The sequence below is a fragment of the Allocoprococcus comes genome (assembly GCF_013300725.1).
GTDB classification, from domain to species: Bacteria; Bacillota; Clostridia; order Lachnospirales; family Lachnospiraceae; genus Allocoprococcus; species Allocoprococcus comes_A.
The window spans coordinates 25,096-32,438 of sequence record NZ_JAAIMM010000032.1; the positions used below are offsets into that span (position 1 = coordinate 25,096).

The 7,343-nt window shown below is 43.0% G+C and carries 9 protein-coding genes, 2 tRNA genes and 1 riboswitch; of the genes, 10 read left to right on the forward strand and 1 reads right to left on the reverse strand.

Annotation, left to right across the window (positions count from 1 at the left end; all coding sequences use genetic code 11):
- Window positions 1-34: 34 nt before the first annotated feature.
- Entirely contained in the window at window positions 35-679 is a 645-nt protein-coding gene (locus G4407_RS14350; protein WP_173689437.1) for an ECF transporter S component, read from the reverse strand.
- A 112-nt stretch (window positions 680-791) separates the two neighbouring features.
- Window positions 792-941, reverse strand: a riboswitch (FMN riboswitch).
- Window positions 942-1,142: 201 nt separating this feature from the next.
- On the opposite strand from G4407_RS14350, the gene G4407_RS14355 reads away from it, so the two are divergent.
- The 10 genes from G4407_RS14355 to G4407_RS14400 all read left to right on the forward strand — a co-directional run bounded on the left by G4407_RS14355 (window position 1,143) and on the right by G4407_RS14400 (window position 7,082).
- Window positions 1,143-1,655, forward strand: a complete 513-nt coding sequence (locus G4407_RS14355; RefSeq protein ID WP_243259167.1) for a YcxB family protein — start codon at window positions 1,143-1,145, stop codon at window positions 1,653-1,655.
- Window positions 1,656-1,670: 15 nt separating this feature from the next.
- The gene (gene tsaE, locus G4407_RS14360; RefSeq protein ID WP_173689438.1) at window positions 1,671-2,102 is read left to right on the forward strand and encodes a tRNA (adenosine(37)-N6)-threonylcarbamoyltransferase complex ATPase subunit type 1 TsaE; all 432 of its coding nucleotides are present in this window, start codon (window positions 1,671-1,673) and stop codon (window positions 2,100-2,102) included.
- 1 nt (window position 2,103) lies between these two features.
- Complete coding sequence (tsaB, locus tag G4407_RS14365) at window positions 2,104-2,841, forward strand: tRNA (adenosine(37)-N6)-threonylcarbamoyltransferase complex dimerization subunit type 1 TsaB (protein ID WP_173689439.1); 738 nt, start codon at window positions 2,104-2,106, stop codon at window positions 2,839-2,841.
- On the forward strand, window positions 2,834-3,298 hold the full coding sequence (gene rimI, locus G4407_RS14370; protein WP_173689440.1) for a ribosomal protein S18-alanine N-acetyltransferase: 465 nt from the start codon (window positions 2,834-2,836) through the stop codon (window positions 3,296-3,298). Before tsaB ends, rimI begins: the two co-directional genes overlap by 8 nt.
- Before the next feature lie 141 nt (window positions 3,299-3,439).
- Window positions 3,440-3,691 carry a hypothetical protein gene (locus G4407_RS14375; RefSeq protein ID WP_173689441.1) on the forward strand — a complete coding sequence of 84 codons (252 nt, stop codon included), beginning with the start codon at window positions 3,440-3,442 and terminating at the stop codon, window positions 3,689-3,691.
- Window positions 3,685-4,593 carry a ribonuclease Z gene (locus tag G4407_RS14380; RefSeq protein ID WP_173689442.1) on the forward strand — a complete coding sequence of 303 codons (909 nt, stop codon included), beginning with the start codon at window positions 3,685-3,687 and terminating at the stop codon, window positions 4,591-4,593. Before G4407_RS14375 ends, G4407_RS14380 begins: the two co-directional genes overlap by 7 nt.
- Before the next feature lie 26 nt (window positions 4,594-4,619).
- Window positions 4,620-5,651 carry a tRNA (adenosine(37)-N6)-threonylcarbamoyltransferase complex transferase subunit TsaD gene (gene tsaD / locus G4407_RS14385; protein ID WP_173689443.1) on the forward strand — a complete coding sequence of 344 codons (1,032 nt, stop codon included), beginning with the start codon at window positions 4,620-4,622 and terminating at the stop codon, window positions 5,649-5,651.
- Window positions 5,652-5,685: 34 nt separating this feature from the next.
- On the forward strand, window positions 5,686-6,405 hold the full coding sequence (ispD, locus tag G4407_RS14390) for a 2-C-methyl-D-erythritol 4-phosphate cytidylyltransferase (protein WP_173689444.1): 720 nt from the start codon (window positions 5,686-5,688) through the stop codon (window positions 6,403-6,405).
- A gap of 76 nt (window positions 6,406-6,481) precedes the next feature.
- A tRNA-Ser gene (locus tag G4407_RS14395) sits at window positions 6,482-6,567 on the forward strand.
- Window positions 6,568-6,992: 425 nt separating this feature from the next.
- Window positions 6,993-7,082 (forward strand) — tRNA-Ser (locus G4407_RS14400).
- Window positions 7,083-7,343 lie beyond the last annotated feature (261 nt).

A 7,343-nucleotide genomic window follows, 5' to 3' on the forward strand; every position in this document is an offset into this window, starting at 1 on the left:
ACGAACCCCTTTTGCTGCTTTGTAAAATTATAATCTATTCGCGTCCCATTTTTAAAATCGGGCTGATCTTTTTGTAGATCAGGAATACAATCAGTGACACCAGGAAACCTTTCAACAGATTAAATGGTGCAACAGAAAGTAAAACAAAAGTCAGAAGACTGTTGATATGACTGTTGACTGCAGTTCCCATGGCAACCAGTGCGTCGATCGGCATATGGAATGCAGCAGCGTATGCCGGAAGCAGAAGGTATGCATTGATAAAACATCCGACAATTGTCATGAAAACAGTTCCCGTTACCATACCGATGATCGCACCCTTGCGAGAATGTAACTTCTGATAAATCAGGGAAGCCGGAATACACATTGCACATCCGATCAGGAAGTTTCCGAGATCTCCAACACCGGCTGTTGATGTACCTCTGATGAGGAGGTTCAACAGGATTTTGACCAGTTCGATCAAAGCGCCGGCTACAGGACCCATGGTAAATGCACCGACAAGGACCGGAACTTCACTGAAATCAATTTTGTAAAAGGTTGGTGCAAATGGAAGTGGAATATCAAATAACATCAGAACCATAGCGATTGCTCCGAGCACACCAATCTGTGCGATTACCTTTGTACTGATACGTTTTTTTTCTTTCGTTGTTGTTTTTTGGTTTGTCATTACATCTGTACTCATTTTTTCTCTCCTTTTCTCTTGACATAATCAGATGAATTGAGGAGGAAAATCTTCGAAAGCCTATGCAAAAAAATCCCCGGCGTGATACGTCGGGGGATTACTTGCAAAATCACTTTTTCTTCTCTCATCCAGACTTTACTGTCGGTTTTGGAATTGCACCAAATCAGCTGTCAGAAATCTGACAGGTCGCGGACTGTAACCGCCGGTTGGGAATTCTGCTTATACCATATCGATAAGAAGTCACCCTACCCCGAAGAATTTCCTTGTTCATTTGAACCCATTATAGCGCAGGCGTATATAAAATACAAGTACAAGTTAAGAAAAGACAGGGGGGCTGGCCACAGGTACTGTGAACAGTAACAAGACAGGGTTTTTCTAAACCCGGAGTGAGCAGTAACGACTTGTTTCCAAAGATTCGGTATGATATAATCGGTGTGACTTAAACTGATACGGAGGAAAATGAATGAATATAAAGTTTGAAGTAAAAATGACAAAAAAAGCCATGTTTGATTTTATGCTCTATACTTCCTATACAAGCCTTAGCGGAATCGTTGGTGTGATTTTCGGTGGTGTGACACTGGTGCTGGGAATCAGACAGTGTATGTTTGGAAGCTACAGTACAGCTGCAACCTTCTTTTTGTTTGCCGCAATTTTTCTGATCGGAAACCCGCTTCATTTAAAAGCACGTGCGGCAGAACAGGTAATGCGCTCCCCGATGTTCCAGAAACCGATCAGTTATGAACTTAACGAAGAAGGAATCCGCATTTCACAGGATGAACAAAGTGTGCTTAATGAATGGGGAGATTTCCGGAAGGCAGTTTCAACCGGTCAGTCGGTAATTTTATATGTAACAAAGGTAAGAGCACTGATTTTTCCAAGAGAATCCCTGGGAGAGCAGTATGCGGCAGCAGTGCAGATGATTTCTACACATATGCCAGCCAAGAAAGTCAATATCAGACACGTCAGTGCAAATTAGGAGGCAGACCAGAAGATGATAATTGAAACAAGAAGTGCCAAAGAAACATATGATCTCGGTAAGAAGATCGGGAGTCAGGCAAAAGCAGGAGAAGTCTATACACTGGTAGGAGATCTCGGCGTCGGAAAGACTGTATTTACCCAGGGACTGGCAAAAGGACTGGGGATTGAAGAACCGATCAGCAGTCCAACCTTTACGATCGTCCAGGTATATGAAGACGGAAGACTTCCGTTCTATCATTTTGATGTGTATCGGATTGGTGACATTGAAGAGATGGACGAGATTGGTTTTGAAGACTATGTATATGGAGAAGGTGTAAGCCTGATCGAATGGGCGAACCTGATCGATGAGATTCTTCCGGCGAACCGGACAGAGATCACGATAGAAAAAGATCTGGAACAGGGATTTGATTTCCGCCGGATCACGGTAGAGAAAAGAGGAGAATAACATGCGCATTTTAGCAATAGACAGTTCGGGACTTGTTGCAACTGTCGCAGTAGTTGAAGAAGAAAACGAAATTTCCAAAACGATTGCAGAGTATACGATCAATTACAAAAAGACACATTCACAGACCTTATTACCGATGTTGGATGAAATCGTGAAGATGACAGATATGAATCTGGATACGATTGATGCGATTGCGGTAGCAGGAGGGCCGGGATCATTTACCGGACTCAGAATTGGTTCAGCAACTGCAAAGGGACTGGGGCTGGCACTGAAGAAGCCTTTGATCCACATTCCGACAGTAGATGGACTTGCTTATAATCTGTGTTATACAGACAGGATCATTTGTCCGATCATGGATGCGAGAAGAAATCAGGTATATACTGGTATTTATCAGATGGACGGTGATAAACTGCAGGTTCTGGAAGCGCAGATGGCAGTTGGAATCGATGAACTTGCCAAAAAACTTTGTACTTATGGAAAACCGATGATCTTTCTTGGAGACGGTGTACCGGTGCATAAAGACAGGCTGGAGAAGGAATTGATGACGGATCAGGATATTGCATTTGCACCGGCACATATGAACCAGCAGAGAGCGGCAGCAGTCGGCATGCTTGGGATTCAGTATTATAAAGAAGGAAAAACAGAAACCGCAATGGAACACGAACCGGATTATCTGCGTGTATCACAGGCAGAACGGGAAAGAGAAGAACGTCTGAAAGCAGAAAACACACATGAGTAATAGGGATAACATAGAAATTACTTTAATAACAGAAAATGACAGAGAACGAATGGAACAGGTGGCGCAGATGGAAGCGGACGTATTTCCGGATCCGTGGAGTTATCATGAAGTGAGATCAACTGTCAGACAGAAGCATACTTTTTGTGCGACAGCAATGGAAGGGGATACCCTGTTGGGATATTTTCTGTGTTATTATGTTCTGGATGAATGCGAGATTGCAAGAATTGCGGTTGCTGAATCTGAAAGGCGCAGAGGAATTGGACAGATGTTGTTTGGATTTATGGAACAGATCTGCCATGAAAAGCAACTGAAAAGAATGCTTCTTGATGTACGTAAGAGTAATCAGGCAGCGATTGCTTTTTATGAAAAAAACAAATTTGGGATCGATGGAGAGCGAAAATTCTATTACGGAGGGAAAAATCCGGAAGATGCCATCCTGATGAGCCGCGTGGTTTAAAAAATGGAAGAAATCGCAAGAATATACAAGGCTTCCCACTGGAAGGCGTCAGCCTGTGACGTTATAATGTACCTGAACAGAGAAAGAGCTGAAAAATGAAACGGCAGTCTTTTTTTGCAAAGATACTCAGGAGGAAGTAAGATGCGTAATTATAAAAAAATTCAGACAGAAAAAAATACAGTCACAAAGATTGTGTGCAATAAATGTAAAAAAGAAATCACAATAAAAAATGGAATACCGGAGGAAGAGATGCTTACAGTTGAAAAAAGATGGGGATATTTTTCGCACAAAGACGGAGAAATCCATCGATTTGATATCTGTGAGGAATGTTATGATACCTGGATAGCATCTTTTCAGATTCCGGTATATGAAGAACAGGAGTTAGAATGTTAGATGTATGTTTGCTTGGAAGCGGTGGAATGATGCCGCTTCCTTATCGATGGCTGACCGCACTTATGACAAGATATAACGGTAGCCAGCTGCTGATTGACTGTGGCGAAGGTACACAGATTGCGTTAAAAGAGAAGGGATGGAGTTTTAAACCGATCGATGTAATTTGTTTCACGCATTACCATGGAGATCATATCAGCGGACTTCCGGGACTTCTTCTTACAATGGGAAATGCAGACAGAAAGGAACCGCTTACGCTGATTGGCCCGAAAGGTCTGGAGAGAGTAGTGAGTTCCCTTCGAGTGATCGCACCGGAACTGCCATTTGAAATCCGCTATAAAGAAATTACAGAGCCAGAACAGACTTTTGAGATGGACGGATATCGTCTGAAAGCATTTCGTGTAAAACATAATGTGATCTGTTACGGCTATACGATTGAAATCGACCGTGCCGGCAAATTTGATGTGCAGAGGGCAACAGAACAGAAAATTCCGAAGGAATACTGGAAACATCTTCAAAAAGGTGAGACAGTAGAGCTTGACGGAAGAATACTGACACCGGAGATGGTCCTTGGACCACCGCGAAGAGGAATTAAACTTACCTATTGTACAGATACAAGACCGACGGATTCTATCCGGAAGAATGCAAAAGGGTCAGATCTGTTTATCTGTGAAGGAATGTACGGAGAAAAAGAAAAAGCGGCAAAGGCAGTAGAATATAAGCATATGACCTTTTATGAGGCAGCAAACCTGGCAAAAGAGGCAGAGGTGGGAGAAATGTGGCTTACGCATTACAGCCCGTCCCTGCGCCATCCGGAAGAATATATGGATGAAGTGCGGGCAATCTTTCCACATGCGATCGCAGGAAAAGACCGTATGACAACAGAACTGGATTTTCCGGAATAAACAAAGCAGTAGAGAGAAGGAAAAATATGGATACAGAGAAAAAGGATATATTGATACTGGCAATTGAAAGTTCCTGTGATGAAACAGCAGCAGCCGTTGTAAAGAACGGACGACAGGTGTTGTCAAATGTAATCTCATCACAGATAGATCTGCATAAATTATATGGTGGTGTGGTTCCGGAAATCGCATCGAGAAAGCATATTGAAAAGATTAATCAGGTAATAGAAGAGGCTCTGGAAAATGCAGGTGTGACACTGGATGATATCGATGCGATCGGTGTGACCTACGGACCGGGGCTTGTTGGTGCGCTCCTTGTCGGTGTGGCAGAGGCAAAAGCAATCGCATATGCGAAAAAGTTACCACTCGTCGGAGTACATCATATTGAAGGGCATATTTCTGCCAATTATATTGAGAATCTGGAACTGGAACCGCCGTTCCTGTGTCTTGTTGTGTCCGGAGGGCATACACATCTGGTATGTGTCAAGGATTATGGGACTTATGAGATCCTTGGAAGAACCAGGGATGATGCGGCAGGAGAGGCATTTGACAAGGTGGCAAGAGCGATTGACCTTGGATATCCGGGAGGACCGAAGATTGATAAGCTTTCCAAAGAAGGGAACCCGGATGCAATCCCATTTCCACGCGCACATATTGAGGATTCCCCATATGATTTCAGCTTCAGCGGTGTGAAGTCGGCAGTTTTAAATTACATTAACGGCTGCAAGATGAAGGGAATGGAATACAACCGTGCGGATATTGCAGCGTCTTTCCAGAAAGCAGTTACGGATGTACTGGTAGGAAATGCCATGCATGCAGTGAAAGAATATGGACTTAATAAGTTTGCAATTGCGGGAGGCGTGGCGTCAAACAGCAGTCTCCGTGCAGCAATGAAGCAGGCATGTGAGGAAAATGGAATTGAGTTCTATTATCCGTCACCGATTTTCTGTACCGATAATGCAGCAATGATCGGTGTGGCAGCTTATTATGAATATATTAATGGAACCAGACATGGATGGGATCTGAATGCAGTTCCGAACCTGAAGCTTGGCGAGAGATAGAGCTGTAAAATGCAGATGCAAAGGAGAGAATAGTATGAACGGAGAAAAATGTACAGCAATTGTCCTGGCAGCAGGAAAAGGAAGCCGGATGGGAACGAAAATACAGAAGCAGTATCTGGAAATCTGTGGAAAGCCTGTACTGTACTATTCTCTTGCTGCATTTGAAGCATCACCGGTTATTGATGAGATTGTGCTTGTGACAGGAGAAGGTCAGATTGATTACTGCAGGGAGAATATTGTAGAAGCGTATGGGATTTTAAAAGTCAGTAAGATTGTAGTCGGCGGAAAAGAACGCTATGAGTCTGTCTATAAAGCACTTCGGGAGATAGAGCCGGAAGGCTATGTCTTTATCCATGATGGTGCGCGTCCGTTTGTGGATGAACCAATCATAGAACGTACTTATCAGGCAGTGAAGAAATACCGGGCATGTGTGGCTGGGATGCCGTCAAAAGATACGGTTAAGATCGTGGATGAAAAAGGTTTCGCTATAAATACACCAGAACGCAGACTGGTGTGGTGCATTCAGACACCGCAGGTATTTGAGACTGCGCTGATTCGTCACGCATATTTTCAACTGATGGAAAATGAAGAAAATGAAACAGGCATAACAGATGATGCGATGGTTGTAGAGCGCATGGAGAACTGTGCCGTAAAGCTGGTTGAAGGCTCTTATGAGAATATGAAAATCACAACGCCAGAGGATCTGGTAGTGGCAGAAAGTTTGATTAAAAAAAGAAATTTAAAAAAGTTGTAAAAAAGTGTTGACAATGATATATCACTATGGTATTATCTATCTTGTCGCTGATACACAGCAACAACTTAATAAATGCGGAGAGGTATCGAAGTGGTCATAACGAGGCGGTCTTGAAAACCGTTTGTCCGAAAGGGCGCGTGGGTTCGAATCCCACCCTCTCCGGTTAAGGCAGAACAAAATGTTCTGCCTTTTTTATTTCATAGGAAATTCCAAAGGAACTTCCTATGAAATAAAAGGCACTGCGTGCCGGAGATGCGCACTCGCACGAAGATGAAGAATGTCGCAAGCGGTCTACGCTCCGCTTCGGTCGTTGCTTAACGAGCGTCACTGGCGCTCAGCAACGCGCTCGGCGCGAGAATGTGCCGAGGCACATTCTTTCTTATTCTCTGTGAAATCGTGAAGAAACTTTCTGAAAGTATTATATACTGAAAAAAAGAATATTCTTTTTACTGCCTGACAAGAAGAATGAAAGAGACTTCCTAAAGCAAAAGTTGCTGTATTCCAGAGCCAGATGCCCATTTTGAAATATCAGAAAAAAGTACTGGACAAAAAGGAAAGAATCGTGTATATTAGATAACGGACGTTTTGGAGAAATACCCAAGCTGGCCGAAGGGGCTCCCCTGGAAAGGGAGTAGGTCGTTAATAGCGGCGCGAGGGTTCGAATCCCTCTTTCTCCGTTTTGTTCAAAGCTTAAAAGCATGGATCGGCAATACACATGAGCTTGAATGTAAAAAGCAGATCAAGAAAATGTGAAAAAAGTCGAAAAAAGTGCTTGACATCCAGAAAATGGAATGTTATTATAAATAAGCTGATGCACGAGAAACAAATGTTTCAAATGCAGAACAAAAAATAAATTAAAAAAGTTGTTGACAAACATGAAACGCTTTGATATAATATAAAAGCTGTCGCATGAAACGGCAACAACAAAAAAGAACATT

Bases quoted from the DNA above. Each gene is read 5' to 3' on its own strand.
- G4407_RS14355 (WP_243259167.1), top strand. From the start codon at position 1,143: ATGAATATAAAGTTTGAAGTAAAAATGACAAAAAAAGCCATGTTTGAT.
- G4407_RS14375 (WP_173689441.1), top strand. From the start codon at position 3,440: ATGCGTAATTATAAAAAAATTCAGACAGAAAAAAATACAGTCACAAAG.
- G4407_RS14380 (WP_173689442.1), top strand. From the start codon at position 3,685: ATGTTAGATGTATGTTTGCTTGGAAGCGGTGGAATGATGCCGCTTCCT.
- tsaE (WP_173689438.1), top strand. From the start codon at position 1,671: ATGATAATTGAAACAAGAAGTGCCAAAGAAACATATGATCTCGGTAAG.
- rimI (WP_173689440.1), top strand. From the start codon at position 2,834: ATGAGTAATAGGGATAACATAGAAATTACTTTAATAACAGAAAATGAC.
- G4407_RS14350 (WP_173689437.1), bottom strand. From the start codon at position 679: ATGAGTACAGATGTAATGACAAACCAAAAAACAACAACGAAAGAAAAA.
- tsaB (WP_173689439.1), top strand. From the start codon at position 2,104: ATGCGCATTTTAGCAATAGACAGTTCGGGACTTGTTGCAACTGTCGCA.
- ispD (WP_173689444.1), top strand. From the start codon at position 5,686: ATGAACGGAGAAAAATGTACAGCAATTGTCCTGGCAGCAGGAAAAGGA.
- tsaD (WP_173689443.1), top strand. From the start codon at position 4,620: ATGGATACAGAGAAAAAGGATATATTGATACTGGCAATTGAAAGTTCC.